Source organism: Paraburkholderia elongata, from assembly GCF_013177735.1.
Lineage (GTDB): Bacteria > Pseudomonadota > Gammaproteobacteria > Burkholderiales > Burkholderiaceae > Paraburkholderia > Paraburkholderia elongata.
In genome coordinates this window covers 1-16,973 of sequence record NZ_WOEZ01000088.1, presented here as the reverse complement: position 1 = coordinate 16,973, position 16,973 = coordinate 1, and the positions used below count along the sequence as shown (strand labels likewise).

15 protein-coding genes and 1 riboswitch are annotated in these 16,973 nt (G+C 63.5%); of the genes, 8 read left to right on the top strand and 7 right to left on the bottom strand.

Going from position 1 to position 16,973, the window contains the following annotated elements; genetic code table 11:
- Positions 1 to 83: 83 nt before the first annotated feature.
- Genes cobJ through GNZ13_RS17095 form a run of 4 tightly spaced genes read right to left on the bottom strand, consistent with a single transcriptional unit; the run spans position 84 to position 4,808 of the window.
- Entirely contained in the window at positions 84 to 1,868 is a 1,785-nt protein-coding gene (gene cobJ, locus GNZ13_RS17110; protein ID WP_172166520.1) for a precorrin-3B C(17)-methyltransferase, read from the bottom strand.
- Complete coding sequence (locus GNZ13_RS17105) at positions 1,856 to 2,587, bottom strand: precorrin-2 C(20)-methyltransferase (RefSeq protein ID WP_172166517.1); 732 nt, start codon at positions 2,585 to 2,587, stop codon at positions 1,856 to 1,858. Before GNZ13_RS17105 ends, cobJ begins: the two co-directional genes overlap by 13 nt.
- Positions 2,588 to 3,214, bottom strand: coding sequence for a precorrin-8X methylmutase (locus tag GNZ13_RS17100; protein WP_172166514.1), 627 nt, complete (start codon positions 3,212 to 3,214; stop codon positions 2,588 to 2,590).
- Positions 3,207 to 4,808, bottom strand: coding sequence for an oxidoreductase (locus GNZ13_RS17095; protein WP_328807242.1), 1,602 nt, complete (start codon positions 4,806 to 4,808; stop codon positions 3,207 to 3,209). The genes GNZ13_RS17100 and GNZ13_RS17095 overlap by 8 nt, the downstream gene beginning before the upstream one ends.
- Before the next feature lie 83 nt (positions 4,809 to 4,891).
- A riboswitch (cobalamin riboswitch) is annotated at positions 4,892 to 5,070 on the bottom strand.
- Between the two features lie 84 nt (positions 5,071 to 5,154).
- Here GNZ13_RS17095 and cbiE point away from each other — a divergent pair.
- Genes cbiE through cobM form a run of 4 tightly spaced genes read left to right on the top strand, consistent with a single transcriptional unit; the run spans position 5,155 to position 9,065 of the window.
- A complete protein-coding gene (gene cbiE, locus GNZ13_RS17090; protein WP_172166509.1) occupies positions 5,155 to 6,471 on the top strand; it encodes a precorrin-6y C5,15-methyltransferase (decarboxylating) subunit CbiE in 1,317 nt (438 codons plus the stop codon).
- The gene (locus GNZ13_RS17085) at positions 6,471 to 7,559 is read left to right on the top strand and encodes a cobalt-precorrin-5B (C(1))-methyltransferase (protein WP_172166506.1); all 1,089 of its coding nucleotides are present in this window, start codon (positions 6,471 to 6,473) and stop codon (positions 7,557 to 7,559) included. Before cbiE ends, GNZ13_RS17085 begins: the two co-directional genes overlap by 1 nt.
- Complete coding sequence (locus tag GNZ13_RS17080; protein WP_172166503.1) at positions 7,556 to 8,290, top strand: cobalt-precorrin-6A reductase; 735 nt, start codon at positions 7,556 to 7,558, stop codon at positions 8,288 to 8,290. The genes GNZ13_RS17085 and GNZ13_RS17080 overlap by 4 nt, the downstream gene beginning before the upstream one ends.
- Before the next feature lie 46 nt (positions 8,291 to 8,336).
- Entirely contained in the window at positions 8,337 to 9,065 is a 729-nt protein-coding gene (cobM, locus tag GNZ13_RS17075) for a precorrin-4 C(11)-methyltransferase (RefSeq protein ID WP_172166500.1), read from the top strand.
- A gap of 19 nt (positions 9,066 to 9,084) precedes the next feature.
- On the opposite strand, the gene GNZ13_RS17070 is transcribed toward cobM, so the two are convergent.
- Both GNZ13_RS17070 and speB read right to left on the bottom strand, forming a co-directional pair.
- A complete protein-coding gene (locus tag GNZ13_RS17070) occupies positions 9,085 to 10,161 on the bottom strand; it encodes a polyamine ABC transporter substrate-binding protein (protein ID WP_236002040.1) in 1,077 nt (358 codons plus the stop codon).
- Between the two features lie 80 nt (positions 10,162 to 10,241).
- On the bottom strand, positions 10,242 to 11,228 hold the full coding sequence (gene speB, locus GNZ13_RS17065) for an agmatinase (protein WP_236002039.1): 987 nt from the start codon (positions 11,226 to 11,228) through the stop codon (positions 10,242 to 10,244).
- A 179-nt stretch (positions 11,229 to 11,407) separates the two neighbouring features.
- Between speB and GNZ13_RS17060 the strand changes: the two genes are divergently transcribed.
- A complete protein-coding gene (locus GNZ13_RS17060) occupies positions 11,408 to 12,295 on the top strand; it encodes a LysR substrate-binding domain-containing protein (RefSeq protein ID WP_172166497.1) in 888 nt (295 codons plus the stop codon).
- A gap of 59 nt (positions 12,296 to 12,354) precedes the next feature.
- On the opposite strand, the gene GNZ13_RS17055 is transcribed toward GNZ13_RS17060, so the two are convergent.
- Positions 12,355 to 13,848, bottom strand: a complete 1,494-nt coding sequence (locus tag GNZ13_RS17055) for an MDR family MFS transporter (protein ID WP_172166494.1) — start codon at positions 13,846 to 13,848, stop codon at positions 12,355 to 12,357.
- 225 nt (positions 13,849 to 14,073) lie between these two features.
- Here GNZ13_RS17055 and GNZ13_RS17050 point away from each other — a divergent pair, with 225 nt between their 5' ends.
- From GNZ13_RS17050 to GNZ13_RS17040, 3 genes are all read left to right on the top strand, one after another.
- On the top strand, positions 14,074 to 14,334 hold the full coding sequence (locus GNZ13_RS17050; RefSeq protein ID WP_172166491.1) for a DUF1488 family protein: 261 nt from the start codon (positions 14,074 to 14,076) through the stop codon (positions 14,332 to 14,334).
- 290 nt (positions 14,335 to 14,624) lie between these two features.
- The gene (locus tag GNZ13_RS17045) at positions 14,625 to 15,128 is read left to right on the top strand and encodes a lipocalin-like domain-containing protein (RefSeq protein ID WP_172166489.1); all 504 of its coding nucleotides are present in this window, start codon (positions 14,625 to 14,627) and stop codon (positions 15,126 to 15,128) included.
- A gap of 255 nt (positions 15,129 to 15,383) precedes the next feature.
- Complete coding sequence (locus tag GNZ13_RS17040) at positions 15,384 to 16,535, top strand: porin (RefSeq protein ID WP_172166487.1); 1,152 nt, start codon at positions 15,384 to 15,386, stop codon at positions 16,533 to 16,535.
- Positions 16,536 to 16,973 lie beyond the last annotated feature (438 nt).

Below are 16,973 nucleotides of genomic sequence, written 5' to 3'. Positions count from 1 at the left end.
TTAGCGGACGGCCGGGAGGCAGATGGGGATGGTGATGGAGATGTGTCCCCTAGTCAGGTAGCGACCAATAAGTGTGCGTCGATTCACTCATACCACCGCGGCGTATAAACCCACTCGCCACCGTCGACGCCGTTAGCAAACGCCCGCGTCGTCGACGACCCCACGATCACCATCGTCCGCATATCCACATCGTTTGAACACAGCTCGCCGAGCGTGATCGTACGCAGTGTGCTGCCCGGTCTGCCGATGTCGCGTCCGAGCACCACCTTCGTCGCTGCCGGGCGATATTCCCGCACGATGTCCAAAGCTTTATCCAATTGCCATGGCCGTGCGCGAGAGATCGGGTTATAGAAAGCCATCACCAGATCCGCCTCGGCGGCATGCCGGAGACGCTTTTCGATGATGGTCCACGGCTTCAGATTGTCGGACAACGACAGCATGCAGAAGTCATGGCCCAACGGCGCGCCAGCTTGCGCCGCGGTCGCCATGGCAGCGGACACCCCCGGCACGATGGCAAGTTGGACCGCGCGCCAGTCAGCGTTCGTCGCCCCTCCTTCTTCGAGCGCCTCAAGCACCGCAGCCGCCATCGCGAACACGCCGGGATCGCCCGACGACACCATCACCACTGACCGTCCAGTGCTCGCGAGTTCGAACGCATGACGCGCACGCTGCATCTCCTCGCGATTGTCCGTGCCGTGTACGCGTTGATCGGCACGTAACGGGCCGGCCATTTTCACGTAGGTTTCGTAGCCGAGAATATCGGTGGCTTCGTTCAGCGCTGTTCGGGCGGCAGGCACCATCAGGTCGGCGCTGCCGGGGCCGAGGCCGATCACAGTCAAGCGGCCGCGTGCGCGGCCAATCGTGTCCGAGTCGATTGCCAACGACGCCAGCGCGAGCGCAACCCCTGTGTCTGCGTCGTCATGCACCGTCTGATAAGGGACGCGCAGCGCGGCACGCAGCAAATTGCTCGGCGGCTCGCCGCCCTCCGGGCGCGGCTCGGCAAAACGCAGCGGCACGTTCAGGCTCGCCGCGGCATCGGCGAGCGCCGAGTCTGCCATGTGTTCGGAAGGAGCCAGCAATGCCGCGAGCGAAAGCAGCGCAAGACCGTGCGCGTCAAACGCCTCGCGCACAAGTGCAGCGATTCGCGCGCCTGAACCCGTCTGCGCATCTGAACTGGAATTTGCGCCGAAGTCCGCGTTCGTAGCGGAGCGCGTACCCGCACCCGTCAACGCAACCACCACACTCCGCGGATGAATCACCAACTCATCATCACGCCCATCCCACGCACGCGGTGTCACGCGAATCGCCAGACGTGCCGATTCCGAACGGGGCAGTTGCGCATCATCGAGCCACGGCGCTTCACCCTCGATTCGAGTGCTTTCTCCGGCCAGCAGATCCGAAACAAAGCGCTTGCCTTGCGCAATATCGGCAAGCGCATAGCCCTCAGGCGGATTGAGCACGCACGTGCCGAAGCGCAGTTCGCCACTCGTCGTGATCGCGGGCGACACGGTCAACGCAGCCGCAATCTCGCGAGCCATCACGTTGACGCCAGCAAGACCGCCGAGCAACGGCACGACCGCGCTGCCATCTTCTGCAACGGCCAGCACCGGCGGCTCGACGCCCTTGTTCGACAGCAACGGCGCGACGCAACGAATCACGATCCCGGCAGCACACAGCGCAATGATCGGCGTACCGCGCGCATACAGATCACACAGATGCGCGCGGAGTTCCGTGTATGAGACGTCAGCCTCGACTCGGCCCTGCAAGGCATGAACCTGGCAGCCTTCATACAGCATCTGGATACGCTGCGCCGTCGCCAGCGCGCCCGCACCAAGAATCACAATCGCCGGCGCCATCAACCTTGCCATTTTTCCCCCGGCACCACGAGCAGTGAAAAATATGGCGACGCCATCGGATCGACTTCGTCAAGCGGGACGATGCGCTGATTGCCCATCGTCGCGCGTTCGACGTAAAGCGCACGATGCGCGAGCCCCAGTTCGCCGAGCACGCGCCGCACCTTATCGAAATTGCGGCCCAGTTTCATGATGACCGCAGCGTCCGCATCGGCGAGACGCCGACGCAGTTCGTCTTCGGGCAAGACGCCGGAGAGCACCGACAAACTCTGATTGCGATACACCAGCGGCGAACCGAGTACCGCCGCACCGCCGAGCATCGAGCACACGCCGGGCACGACCTCAGCCTCGAAACGCGCCGCGAGGCGGTCGTGCAAATACATATACGAGCCGTAGAAAAACGGATCGCCTTCGCAAATCACTGCGACGTCGCGACCCGCGTCGAGATGGCCGGCGACGATCTGCGCAGCGGTGTCGTAGAAGTCGGCGATGATCGCTTCATACGAAAGCGGCGGCTCGAGCGCTTCGGTAGTGACGGGATAAACGAGCGGCAGATGCTGTTGAGCGTCATGCAGATGCGCCTCGATGATGCTGAAGGCGTTGCCCTTCTTACCCTTCGCGACGAAATACGCGACCACGGGTGCCGCTTTCAGCAATCGCAGCGCTTTAAGCGTGATGAGTTCCGGGTCGCCGGGGCCGACGCCCAGTCCGAATAAACGGCCTTGCACGCTCATTTACTCGACCTCCGTTGCCAGTGCATTCACAGCGGCGGCGGCCATCGCGCTGCCGCCGCGTCGACCGTGAACCACGACGTAGGGCACGCCGCGGCTATCTTCGGCAAGCATCGCTTTCGATTCGGCCGCACCGACGAAACCGACCGGAAAACCGAGGATTAGCGCGGGTTTCGGCGCGCCGTCGTCGAGCATGTCGAGCAGATGAAAGAGGGCGGTCGGCGCGTTGCCGATCACGATGACGCTGCCGGCCAGATGCGGCCGCCACAATTCGAGCGCGGCGGCCGAGCGCGTATTGCCGAGTTCGCGCGCGAGCGCGGGCACGTCTTGATGCGTGAGCGTGCAGATCACTTCGTTGTTCGCGGGCAATCGTGCGCGCGTGATGCCTTGGGCCACCATGCCGGCGTCGCACAGAATCGGCGCGCCTTGTGCAAGCGCCGTGCGGCCCGCCGCGCCTGCGCCTTCGGAAAACTGAAGATCGTCAATGACGTCGACCATGCCGCAGGCGTGAATCACGCGCACCGCGAGTTTCTCGAGGTCGGCGGGGATGCGCGAGAGATCGGCCTCCGCGCGAATCGTCGCGAAGGATTGGCGATAGATCTCCTGACCGTCGCGAATGTAATCAAGCATCTATAGGGCTCCGGGCCGGGTGTGCCAATTGGTCGAGCACGTCCGCGGCCTGTTCAATCGTGAGTTGGTGCGCGACGCACGAGCCGAAACCCGGCTGGCCGTCGCGTCGATAAAGGTCGTAGATGCCGGGCGCCGCAGCCAGCAGCGTGTACGGCGCGCAATGTGCGGCGGCGCACGAGCGCGGACAGCCGCTCAGATGGACGTCGACGTCGTCGGGCAAGCGATCCGCTAAAAGCAGTGCGTCGGCTTTGGTGTCGGCAAGGCTTTTTGCGCAGCCTGTCGAACCGGCGCAGGCGATTAAGTGTGTAATGGGTTGTGCGGGATCGCAGGCGAGGCCCAGCGCATTCATTTCGGCGAGCACGGCGGGCGCTGCATCGGCAGCGATATCGGGCAGCAATACGCTTTGCCAGGGCGTTATGCGCAGTGTGCCGTTGCCTCGTTGTTGCGAGAGCGTGGCGAGGCTGCGCAAGATGGCGGCGTCGAGGCGTCCGAGCGGCGGTTGGCCGCCTACGTGTAGCGTTCCGACGACTCGTTGCGCGTGCGCGCCGAGCCGCAACGTGGCATCGGCCGGCGTGCCGCGTTGCCAGTTTGCGAGCGACGTGTCGCGTGACAGTGGGAAATCGACGTACTTTTGAGCGTGCTGCAATACGGCGTCGATGGAATGTGCGGTAAGCAGATGACGCATGCGCGTGGCGTCGGCGACGGCCAGATCGAGGAACGTATGCAGCAACGCGCGAACAAGGACGGCGACTTGCGAAGGCAGCACGGCTGCGAGGGTGCCGGCGCTATCCGTGCGAGGACGCTCGGTGGATTCACGCGAGTCGGCGTATTCGGCATGCTGGAACGCATCGGCTTCAGCATCCGCGTTCGCCACCCCAGGCGGACAACCCGCCAAACCAAACACAAACCGCACACCGTCTTCCGCTTGCGTCGCCGCCAGCCAGACATCATGCGGATGATCGAGCCTGGCAAGGCGCTCGCCACCGTCGAGCAGCAGCGCGAATTTGGGCGATAGCGCCGCGAAACGCGCTTCGGTTTGCAGCAAGGTGAGCAGTTCGACGCAAAGCGGCCTCGTATCGAACAGCGCAAATGGATCGCGCCCGGCAGTCGGGCTCACCATCACATTGCGCACATCGTCCGCAGCGGATGCCGAAATTGCGGCAGGAGCTTGTTGTGCGGTCGTCGATCGCGTATTCGAAGCATCCGTTGCGCAGAACGGAGATGCGTCTGAAGTATCCGTCGAGGTCGCGAGCAGCAAGCTAGCAGCATCCACCGCACCGGTCGCCGGAATCGGTCCGAGCCCCGCGTCGACCAGCGCCGCGATCAACGCCTCTTCATGTCCGCTTCGCACGCCACGCACCTGCAGATTCGCGCGATTGGTCAGCTCGACCACACCGGCTGCATGCCGCTCGCTGACCTCGGCGATCACCGCAGCTTGCACCGCGCTCAGCTTGCCGCCGGGCAATTTGATCCGGCAGATCCCCCCATCGCGTGCAGCGACGACGCGCAGCAGCCCCGGACACGCCGAGGGCCGCAGCGCGAGGGCCGCATCGGGCAAAGCAGTGGAGGGCGAAGCTTGATTCAAGACGGACACCGGGTTTAGCGTCGCGCGACGGCCCGAGCACCGCCCAGGCGGGCATTGCTGCGGCATCGGTACACCCCGCCCGATGTAGGCTGGCACGAACAGTCTGGCCGGCAGGTCTCCTGGCTGGCAGGTCATCGTCCACCGCGGCCTTCCCGGTCTAACCAGTGGCGCGGAGCGCAGGCGGACTCGCTGCATACAGTTGCGGGGGCAGCCACAGTGGCACTGTGTTCCCTCTTCGGCCCCGAAGGGCACCGGCGGCTGTATTATGCCTTTTTTCGAACAGCACAACGAGGCTGGACGCTTTGATCGGCGTGGCACAGCGCATTATTTGAAGATACAGAACGAGGATGGATGCATGCCGGCGTGGCTGACCGTGGTGGGCATAGGCGATGACGGCTTCGCCGGCTTGGGGAGGCCCGCGCGGCGTGCTTTGCTGGAGGCGTCGGTGGTTTATGGCGGCGAACGTCATCTGGCGATGCTGCCCGCGCGCCTCGCCGCGCGCCGGGCGGCATGGCCGAGGCCGTTCGATCTCGCGCCTTTGCTGGCGGAGCGGACCGGGTCCGTGTGTGTGCTGGCGAGTGGGGACCCGATGCTGTTCGGCGTCGGCGCGACGCTGGCGCGGCAGTTGCCGGCAGGTGAGTTGCGGGTGCTGCCCGCGCCGTCGTCGTTGTCGCTGGCGGCCGCGCGGCTTGGCTGGCCGTTGCAGGATGTCGCCACGGTTTCGCTGGTGGGACGGCCGTTGCCGACGCTGAATGCTCATCTGCACGACGGCGCGCGCGTCTTCGTGCTGAGCGCCGATGGGCGTACGCCCGCCGCGCTGGCCGAATTGCTGAATGCGCGCGGCTTCGGCGCGACCCGGATGACCGTGCTGGAACATTTGGGCGGCGATCTGGAGCGGCACATCGACGGACGCGCTGACCAGTGGTCCGCGGACGAAGTGGCGGCGCTGAACCTGATCGCGCTCGAATGCCGTGCGACGGAAGGCGCCCCGCGTTTGCCGCTGACCTCCGGCTTGCCCGACGACGCCTTTCGCCACGATGGTCAGTTGACCAAACGCGACGTCCGCGCGATCACGCTGGCGCGCCTTGCGCCGACGCCCGGCGAATTGCTTTGGGATGTGGGCGCGGGCAGCGGCTCGATCGGCATCGAATGGATGCGCGCGCACCCGACTTGCCGCGCGATCGCGATCGAAGGGCACGCGGAGCGGCAGCGGTTCATCGAACACAATCGCGATGCGTTGGGCGTGCCGGGTTTGCAACTGGTGGCCGGCCGCGCGCCCGATGCGCTGACAGGATTGGCTGTGCCGGATGCCGTGTTCATCGGCGGCGGCGTGACGGTGCCAGGTGTGCTCGACGTCTGCTGGGCGCGTTTGCGCGACGGCGGGAGACTGGTTGCCAATGCGGTCACTTTGCAAGGCGAGGCGGCGCTCGCGGCGTGGCGGGAGCAACATGGCGGCACGCTGACCCGCATCGCGCTTGCCGACGCCCAGCCGCTCGGCGGCTTCGATACGTGGCGCCAGGCGCTGCCGATCACGCTGCTGGAGGTCACCAAGCCGGCTTACGATGCCAATGGCACGTTCAGTGCGACCAGCGCGAACGGCGCTAGTGGCATCAATGCCGCTAATGGCACAACCGGCACCTCAGCCACATCAGCCGACTCCCCCCAACCGTAATGCGCCAAGAAACGCCCGAACAACCCGCACCGCTGCGTAGCGGCTATACGACCGGCAGTTGCGCCACCGCGACGTCGCTCGCGGCCGCGCGTCTGTTGCTCACGGGTATCGTCAGCGAGGTCGCCGAGATCGTGTTGCCGAAGGGCCAGCACGTGCCGATGCCGCTGGTGTTCTGCCGCCTGACTGCCGATGGCGCGGAAGCAGGCACGGTGAAAGACGCAGGCGACGACCCCGACGTGACGCACGGCGCGATCGTATTCGCCCGCGTGCGCTTGCTTGCCGAACCGGGTGTGATATTCCGCGCGGGGCCTGGCGTCGGTACCGTGACGCGCGCCGGCCTCACGCTGCCGGTCGGCGAACCGGCGATCAATCCGGTACCGCGCAAGATGATGACCGAGCATCTAACCGAACTCGCGGCGGAACATGGATACACCGGCGGTTTCGAAGTGACGATCGGCGTCGAAGGCGGCGAAGAACTCGCACTGAAAACGATGAACCCGCGCCTCGGCATTCTCGGCGGCTTGTCGATTCTCGGCACCACCGGCATCGTGCGGCCGTTCTCGTGCTCGGCCTATATCGCATCGATTCATCAGGGCATCGACGTCGCGCGTGCGAACGGTTACATGCATCTCGCGGCCTGCACCGGCAACGCAAGCGAAGACGCGATGCGCGCGCACTACGGTCTGCCGGATATCGCGCTGATCGAAATGGGCGACTTCGTCGGCGCCGTGCTCAAGCATATGAAGCGCGCGCCGGTCGAGCGCTTGAGCGTGTGCGGCGGCTTCGGCAAACTCAGCAAGCTGGCAGCCGGGCACCTCGATCTACATAGCCGCAATTCGAGCATCGATCTGGAACGGCTTGCAACATGGGCCGCCGAGTGTGGCGCGGACGACGCGTTGCAGGCGGCGATCCTCGCAGCCAATACGAGTCAGCAAGCGGTTGCATTGGCGCACGCACAACACGTGCCGCTCGGCGATATCGTCTGCCGTCACGCGCTGGCTGTCGCGCGCGATATCGTGCCGCCGCAGGTCGCCGTCGAAATGTTCGCGATCGACCGCCAGGGCAATTTGATCGGAGCCGCGCGATGATGCGGGTCCTGCTGCTCGGCGGCACGGGCGACGCTTTGCGGATCGCCAGACAGCTCGGCCCCGGGCATGTGTACAGTCTCGCGGGCCTCGGCAAGGTGCCGGACGATCTATCGTGCGGGGTGCGCGTGGGCGGCTTCGGCGGCAGCGAAGGCATGGCGCGCTATATCCAGGACGAACGCATTAGCCTCGTGATCGACGCGACGCATCCGTACGCCGCGCAGATCAGCGCAAATGCCGCGAAAGCGAGCGGCGCGGTGCGCGTACCGTGCTGGGCGCTGCGCCGCGAGGGTTGGCAGCCGCAAGCCGGCGACGACTGGCGCATGGTCGACGATTGGGCCGAACTCACGGCCGCGCTCGCTCCGTTCAGACGGCCGCTGTTCACGCTCGGACGCGAACCGCTCGCGCATCTCGACGAAATCCCGCCGCAGCAGTTCTGGACGGTACGTTGCCTTGACGCACACGAAGCCAATCCACGTGCGCGGATTCTGGCGACACGCGGCCCGTTTACGCTCGAAGGCGAACGAACGCTGTTCAGCGCGGAGGCCTTCGATGTCGTCGTTAGCAAAAACAGCGGCGGCGGCGCCACCGAAGCGAAACTCGAAGTCGCGCGCGAACGCGGCTTGCCGGTCGTCATGCTGCGGCGCACTGAATTGCCCGCGGTCGATCGCGAGTTTGCCAACGTGGCCGACTTGCTGGAAGCATTGCAAGTCGCAGGTCAAGTTTTATGTTAAAGGGCCCATGCATGACATGCCGGCCGAACGAATCATGGAGTAGTTAATGACGGTGTTTTTTATCGGCGCGGGTCCCGGCGACCCGGAACTGATCACAGTGAAGGGGCAACGCCTCGTGCGCGGCTGCCCGGTGATCCTCTACGCCGGCTCGCTGGTGCCGGCCGCTGTGTTGGAGGGGCATAGCGCGGAGCAGGTCGTGAATACCGCCGACCTCGACCTCGATCAGATCGTCGCGTTACTCAAGGCCGCACACGACAAAGGCCAGGACGTGGCGCGCGTGCATTCCGGCGACCCGTCGTTGTATGGCGCGATCGGCGAGCAGATTCGCAAACTTCGCGAACTCGACATTCCCTACGAAATCGTGCCCGGCGTGACGGCGACTGCAGCATGCGCGGCGACGCTCGGTTGCGAACTCACGTTGCCCAATATTTCGCAGACGCTGATCCTCACGCGCTTTGCAAGCAAAACGTCGATGCCCGAAGGTGAACAACTCGCCGACCTCGCGAGACATCGCGCGACGATGGCGATTCACCTCGGCGTGCGCCACCTCGCACGTATCGTCGAAGAATTACGGCCGCATTACGGCAGTGATTGTCCGATCGCGGTGATCTATCGTGCGAGCTGGCCGGATGAAGAAAAAATCACTGGTACGCTCGACGATATCGTCGGCAAAGTGCAGTCCACCAATATTGAGCGGACTGCGCTGATTCTGGTGGGCCAGGTGCTCGCGGCCGAAGGATTCGCGGAGTCGACGTTGTACGCAAAAGGCGGCTGATCCGTCCACCGCCGATTCGTTATCCCCCGGTCTTCAACTGCGCCCACAGCCTGCCTTCCAGGCGTTTGATCGGGGCGGGCAAGGGCTTGAGCAGAAACAGTGTTTTCAGCACGGACTCAGGCGGATACACGGTCGGATCATTGAGAATTTCCGGTCGCACGAATTTGCGCGCGGCGGCGTCCGCATTCGGATAGAACACCTCATTGGTAATCCCGGCATGAACCTCGGGCCGCTCGATGTAGTTGATCCAGTCGAGTGCTGCTTCCGGATGCGGCGCATCTTTCGGGATCGCCATCATGTCGAACCAGACCGGCGCACCGCCTTGAGGAATGAAGTATTTGACTTCGTAACTCTTGTTGGCTTCGCGCGCGCGATGGCTCGCCATCGACACGTCACCCGACCAGCTCAACGCGAAGCAGATGTCGTCGCCCGCGAGATCGTTGATATAACTCGTCGCGTTGAACTGAGTGATGTAGGGGCGGATCTTCTTTAGCGCTTCGTATGCGGCCTGGTAATCGGCCGGATTCACGCTGTTCGGATCGCGGCCAAGATAGTGCAGCGTGACCGCGAACACGTCGGTCGGCGCATCGAGCACGGACACGCCGCAACTCTTCAGCTTGCTCAGATACTCGGGCTTGAAGAGGATGTCCCAGTTATCGAGCGGCGTATCGTTGCCGAGAATCTTCCTGACTCGCGTCACGTTGTAGCCGAGCCCCGTGGTGCCCCATGCCCACGGCACCGCGTACTGATTGCCGGGGTCGGCGTCGGCGACCAGCTTGAGCAGACTGTGGTCGAGGTTCACCAGGTTCGGCAGTTTCGATTTGTCGAGCTTCTGGTAGATGCCGGCCTGGATCTGCTGGGCGAGAAAGTTCGAGGTCGGCACCACGACGTCATAGCCGGTCGAGCCCGTCAGCAATTTGGCCTGCAAGGTTTCGTCGCCGTCGTAGACGTCGTAGCGCACGTGAATGCCGGACTCTTTCTCGAAGTTCGGCACCGTATCCTTTGCGATGTAGTCCGCCCAGTTGTACAGGTTCAGCAGCTTTTCATCGGCGTGCGCGGTGGCGCCGAACGCGCTTAACAGCAGCGCTGCCAGCATCGACACGGCCGGCCTGGGCTTCATGATGGGGTGGGGCATGATGGTCATCCAGAGTGGTTTCAACAGGGCGGTTGGCGGCTTTACATACGCTGATGGCGTCGCAGCTTCTGGTTGCGCATCAGGCACAACATGTCGGCGGCCAGGTGAGCCGCGGCGAGCGCGGTCACATCGCTGTGGTCGTAGGGTGGCGACACTTCCACCACGTCCGCCCCCACCAGATTCACTGCGCCTAGCGCACGAACGATTTCCAGCGCCTGCGCCGAGCTCAGACCGCCCGCCACCGGCGTGCCCGTGCCGGGTGCGAAGGCCGGATCGAGGCAGTCGATGTCGAAGGTGAGGTACGTGGGCGCATCGCCGACGATCGACAACACTTCATCGATCGTCGCCTGTGTGCCATTGCGATGGACCCACGGTGCGTCAAGAATGCGCACGCCCATGAAGTCGTCGTTCCATGTGCGAATACCGATTTGCACCGAGCGGGCGGGATCGATCAGCCCTTCACGGATTGCCTTGTAGAACATCGTGCCGTGGTTCAGCGAATCGGGTTTGTCGTCCGGCCATGTGTCGCAATGCGCGTCGAAGTGGATCAGGCTCAGCGGCTTGCCGTATTTTTCAGCGTGCGCGACCAGCAACGGGTAGGTGATGTAGTGATCGCCGCCGAGCGTCAGCATGCGGGTGCCGGTCGCGAGAATCTCGCGGGCGTGAGCGATGATCGCGTCGCGAATGCCGAGTGGGTTGTGAGCGTCGAACCAGCAGTCGCTGTAGTCGACCACGTTCAGATGGTCGAATGGATCGATGCCCCACGGAAACGCGCCCAGTTCGGCCAGTTGTACGGACGCTGCCCGCATGCCGGCCGGGCCGAAACGCGTGCCTGGGCGGAAGGTGGTCGCGAGGTCGAGCGGAATGCCCGATACGGCGACGTCGACGCCGGTGAGATCGCGCGTGTAGGGCCGGCGCATGAAAGACAGCACGCCGGCGTAGGTGGGAGCAGCGGGTTGCCCGGCGGCGTCAGCTCCGGTGGCACGCAGGGGGGCGGTGGGTTGCAAAGCGTTCAGATTCAGGGTCATACAGGTCGATCCGGTCAGTTTCAATGAGCGCCGTCACACAAATATTTCTCATGTCTGCCGAAACAGCAGGCGGCGTGTGACGGGCAACTGGCGCTATCATTGCGAGGCAATATTCCGGCGAAAAGCGAAGAATCTTGCTGGAACTATCGATATTTCTAATATCTGAGCCAGACCACCCGATGCGTAGACTTCCCCCTCTGCAGGCCTTGCTCGCTTTCGACGCCGCCGCGCGCCTCGGCAGCTTCACGCGCGCGGCGCAAGAACTCGCGCTGACCCAATCGGCGATCAGTCATCAGATCCAGCAACTCGAGGAATGGGCCGGGGTGCCGCTGTTCCGGCGGATCGGGCGCGGCGTCGCATTGACGGCCGCCGGTGTGCTGTTTGCGCAGACCGTGACGTCGGCGATGACGACCCTTGCGGATGGACGCGATCGCATCGAGCCGTATGGCAATCCCGATTCGGTGATTGTCTATTGCGCGCCGCAGTTTGCGACGGGCTGGATCATGCCGCGCATGCCGGCGTTTTCGGAGGCGTTGCCGAACATCGAGATCTGGCTCATCACTGGGGAAGAGGTGAATGAGATCGATCGCGTCGATGTCGACCTGGTCGTTTCCGCGAAGGAGATCCGCACGTCTGAGGTGATCTGCGAGCCTTTGCTCGAAGAGGAGGCGGTCGCTATCTGCGGGCCCATGACTGCACGCCGTCTGCGTTCGGCGCCCTTTCCCGAAGTCTTGACGCAAGCACCATTGCTGGTGCTTGAGCCGCGTCCGGAGTGGGCGCCGTGGTTGCCTGAGTTAAGGCGCGGTGGTTTGCGTACGCGCCGCGCGATGACGATCGACGATCCCCGCATCCTCGTGGCGGCCGCCGAGCACGAAGCGGGCATTGCGATGGTGTCCCGGCTCACCGCCGCGGACGCATTGACGAGCGGACGCGTCGAGGTCTTGCGGCAGGTGCCGGGATTCGCGCTTGCGCCGCTCTGGTTGATGCGTTCTGCCCAACCGGCGCGCTCCGCGGCGGTGGATGCGGTTTATGCGTGGATGATGAAGCTCTGCCGGAACGGTGATTGACACGCGGCAGTTTCATGGCGAAGGCAAACGTCACGATGGTGTCGGGCGCGTAGCGACGTTCAGTCCTCAAGCGGCGACAACGCTTCAAGCTGCGTCTTCTTCGCCGGCCCGATGTGGATCGCCGGCACGAAGCCCAACAGCACGACGACAAATATCGCAATCGCGAAGATCGAGATAAAGGTCAGATGCAGCGACTGATGCAACACCACGCGGATCATGTCGCTGTCGGCGAGACTCGCCACCTGATTTTGCAACAGCGCTTTCAGTTGATCCGAGGTGACCACGGCGACGTCCTTCGAGTGACTGAGCCCGAAGTTGAGCACCGCGCCGAACAGCGTTGCGCCCAGCGTGCTGCCGAGATTGCGCGAAAAGAGATTCGATGCGGTGGCGCTGCCGCGCTCGTCCATCTTGACGATCTCCTGGATCAGCACAAGCGAACTGACGCTCGACGTGCCCATGCCGAAGCCCATGATGAGCGAGCCGAACGCCGCGATGAGCGGCGAGCCGCCAGGCTGCAGGAACAGCAACAGCACTGCGCCGATCGGTATGAACGCGCTGCCGCCGATCAGAATGCGCCGCAAGCCGATGCGGTGAAATGATTTCGCCGCGAGCGTCGCGCCTGCCGGCCAGCCGACCATCATCATCGTGAGCGCAAGACCGGCCACCACGGGCGAGCGGTGCAGCACGCCCTGAACATACATCGGCAGGAAAGTGGTGGCGCCCATCAGGATCATGCCGGACAGCAAGGTTGCTGCATTGCACGCGGCAATCGGCCGGCGGCTCCAGAGCGCGAACGAAATCATCGGCTCAGCCGCGCGGCGCTCCTGGAACACGAACAACAGCAGGCACAGCATGAACGCGCCACCCGCGAGCGATGCCTTGGCGATGTCGTCGTCGCCTGCGTAAGTCAGCGCCATCATCAGTGCCGCGATCGCCGCCATGAACAGCGCCGCGCCCGCGAAGTCGATCGACGGACGCGCATGCCGTTCCGATTCGCGCAGGAACGCAATGAAGCCGGCTGCCGAGGCAAGGCCGATGGGCACGTTCATCCAGAAGATCCACGCCCACGACAGGTTGTGAATAATGAAGCCGCCCACCATCGGCCCGACCACCGCTGAAATGGCCCACACGCTGGCAAGATAACCCTGCACCTTGCCGCGTTCGCGCGCCGGATAGAGATCGGCGACGATGGTCAGCGTGACCGGCTGGATCGCGCCCGCGCCGACGCCCTGAATCAGGCGGAACACGATCATGGCGGGCATCGACCAGGCGAAGCCGGCCAGCACCGAGCCGAGCAGAAAGATCGCGATGCCGGCGAGCATGACCGGCTTGCGACCATACAGGTCGGCGAGCTTGCCGAAGACCACGGTCATCGCGGTTTGCGTCAGCAGGAACGACGAAAAGACCCAGCTATACAGGTGCAGATCGCCGAGTTGCGCGACGATCTGCGGCATCGCGGTGGAAACGATGGTGGCTTCGATGGCGACCATCGCCATTGAGGCCATGACTGCGGCAATGACTAAAGGACGCGACGATTGCGGGCTGCGTGACATGGGGCGATAGTATTAGGATGTTGGAAGCGTCTGACGGCTTGACTGGCGACATGCATGCCGCGACGCATAAGCGCGGCCGCCCGAAGGCGGCCGATGTCGAGTATGCACCTTGCGGAGAAAGTGCGCTGAACGCGGGCAACTAGGGCCAGGCTAAAGCTGCTTTAAAGCGCGGCTTGGCACAGCCTTTGCGCGCTCAGCGTTTCTTTCGCCAAATGGAGGGTCATTATGAGGATCGAATTCACCGGACGCCGTGAAGTGGTGGCAGCGGCGCGCGTCGCCTTCGAAGCCAATGTCGATGGCGCTGACGTCTGGTGCAGCGTGTCGCTGGACGCGCTGAACGACCATTTCGGCAACGAGGGACCCTCAGCACACGATCTGGTTGGGACCTTCGAGGCAAATCGCGCACAGATTGAAAATGCGACGCGGCGGGTCCTCGAAAAAAACGGGGGACGATCCGTGGAGCTCGAAACCGGGGATTTCAACTGAGGCCCGAGCGGCCCGAATCTTGACATAGGAGGGCGGTCCGGCATCTGGGCGCCGGGCCCGCTCCCATAGCTTTTCGCCTGCAAACCACCTACGCTTCAAAACACCCGAACCCAATCCGCATTGTCTTCTGTCTCGCCCGACCTCATCGTTTCCACCCGATCGTGGACACCAGAAAGCGGTTGAGACCCGGAACGGAGCGCCGCGCAATGCTGCGGCGAATCTTTACGCAGGTGTTAGCGAAGCGCGACGGATTCGTCTGACTTCACGTCTTCGCGCGCGTGGAGAACGTCATGAAACCAACCCGCCAGGTCCTTGCAGCCATCGTGATCGCGTTCGCCGCATTGTGCGTGCCGGTGCGAAGCGCTTTTGCCCAGGCAGCGAACAGCGTGGTGGGATCGTGGTCGCTCGTCTCGCTGACGGTGGCGAAGAGCGGCAGCGAAATAGATTTGCTCGGTCCGCATCCGCAAGGGCAGCTCATCTTCGGCAATGACGGCCGCTACGTGCTGCTCGTGCTGAGTTCCGATCTGCCGAAATTCACTTCGGGGGAACGGCAGCAGGGCACAGCGGAAGAAAACGCGAAGGTCACTCGCGGCAATGTCGCGCATTTCGGCACGTACACCGTGGACCCGGCGGCGCAGGTTATCGTCTTTCACATTCAAAAGAGCAACTTTCCGAATTGGGACGCCGAAGTTCAGCGCCGCCCATTTACGCTCGACGGCGATCGGCTGACGTACATCACGCCGGGCGCCTTCGGCTATGGATCGTCCAAAGTCGTGTGGCAACGAATGAAATAGCGCGGCTTGCCGGCAGGCCGGCTTGTTGTTCGCACACAACCTGACCCGCGGCGCCGGCGCGCCGGTCAGCGTCCTCTGGTGGTCAAAAACACAGTGCCTAGGCGCATCGCGTCTGGATTGCTGCATGTTGATGAACGATTGTTCCTGAATCTATAAAGGACTGCTCCAAGGCCCAGCCATTCGATTTACGGCTCCGGGTTTCTATACTCCGCGTCGCTGTTCAAAACCAGACCTCAGCTACGCAGGAGCATCACCGTGAAAAAGATTTCCGCCGCAGTCGCGGCATTTGCAGGACTTGCCGCTACCGCGGCGAACGCACAAAGTTCGGTCACGCTGTATGGCCTCATCGACGCCGGCGTGATGTATACCAACAACGTCAAGAAGGGCGGCTCGCAGGGCGCGCTCGTTCAGGCGACGAGCGGCAATATCAACGGCAGCCGCTTCGGCTTGCGCGGCGGCGAGGATCTCGGCGGCGGCATGAAGGCCATCTTCGTGCTTGAAGACGGCTACAACGTGCAGAACGGCAAGCTCGGCCAGAACAACCGCATGTTCGGCCGCCAGGCGTTTGCCGGCCTGAGCAGCACGCAGTTCGGCACGCTCACGCTCGGTCGCCAATACGACTCGCTGGTCGACTTCGTCGCGCCGCTATCGGGCACGGCGGGCACCTTCGGCGATACAGGCTTCGCCCATCCGTTCGACAACGACAACCTGAACCACTCGGTGCGGATGAGCAACGCCATCAAGTACACGAGCGTGAACTACGGCGGGCTTAAGTTCGGCGGCCTCTACGCGTTTTCGAACAACACCGGCTTCGCTGTCAATCGTGCGTATAGCGCGGGTGTGAGCTATAGCAACGGTCCGTTCAAGGCGGCCGCGGGCTACCTGCAGATCAACGGCTCCAACTCGACGACGAACACCGGCGGCGCGGTCGATCTCGCGGAATCGGCGGCCAATGGCACGGGTGGCTTCCAGCTCGGCGCCGATGTTCAGCGCACGGCCGGGGCTGCATTGAGCTACGGCTTCGGCCCGGTGACGACGGGTTTTGTCTACACGCATAGCCAGTTTCAGAATACGGCGTCGTTCGGCGCGACGCATGGCTCCATGCGTTTCGACAATTTCGAAGTGAACGGCAAGTATGCGGTGACGCCTGCATTGAGCCTCGGTGCCTCGTACACGTACACGAACGCGCATGTCGGCGGCACGTCGACGTTTGGCTCGGATCCGAAGTGGAATCAGGTGAATCTGCAGGCCGTCTATGCGTTGTCTCTGCGCACTGACGTGTACGCCGAGGCGATGTATCAGCACGTGAGCGGCCAGGGCTACACCGCCTTCATCAATACGGCGGGCGGCGCGTCTTCGACCGGCAATCAGGTGGTGGGGACCGTGGGCCTGCGCACGCGCTTCTGATCGCGGCATACGCGGCACACGGGCGTTCAGGTTTGAGCCGCGGAGCCGGCGAACGGTGGAAAGGACTCTTCCAGAGTCGCATGTATATCCGCTTCGTTTGCGCAGGTACAGTACTTATGCCCGTACGGTTTCCGGTGTACGAGCGAGAGAGTTGGCCCCGGCTGGTAACAGCCGGGGTTTTTTTCGGTGCGCCGAGCATGCGCAACAGCTTGGGGGTGTAAGTCCCCTGCCCAACCTGATGGTGGTGAAGGGCTAGTGAAACGCAAGGGCGTCGTCGTGAGGCGGGGTCTGAAGGAAGCGTGTAGCAAAGTCACGACCTGACGAACAGAAACCAGATATGAGGCCTACCCGGCCGGACGAGCGAGCCGATGATCGCGAAGTCCATAACCATCAAGGCCCGGGGTGGTAGATCTGGCAGGCGTGTGGCGAAGGCGGTTG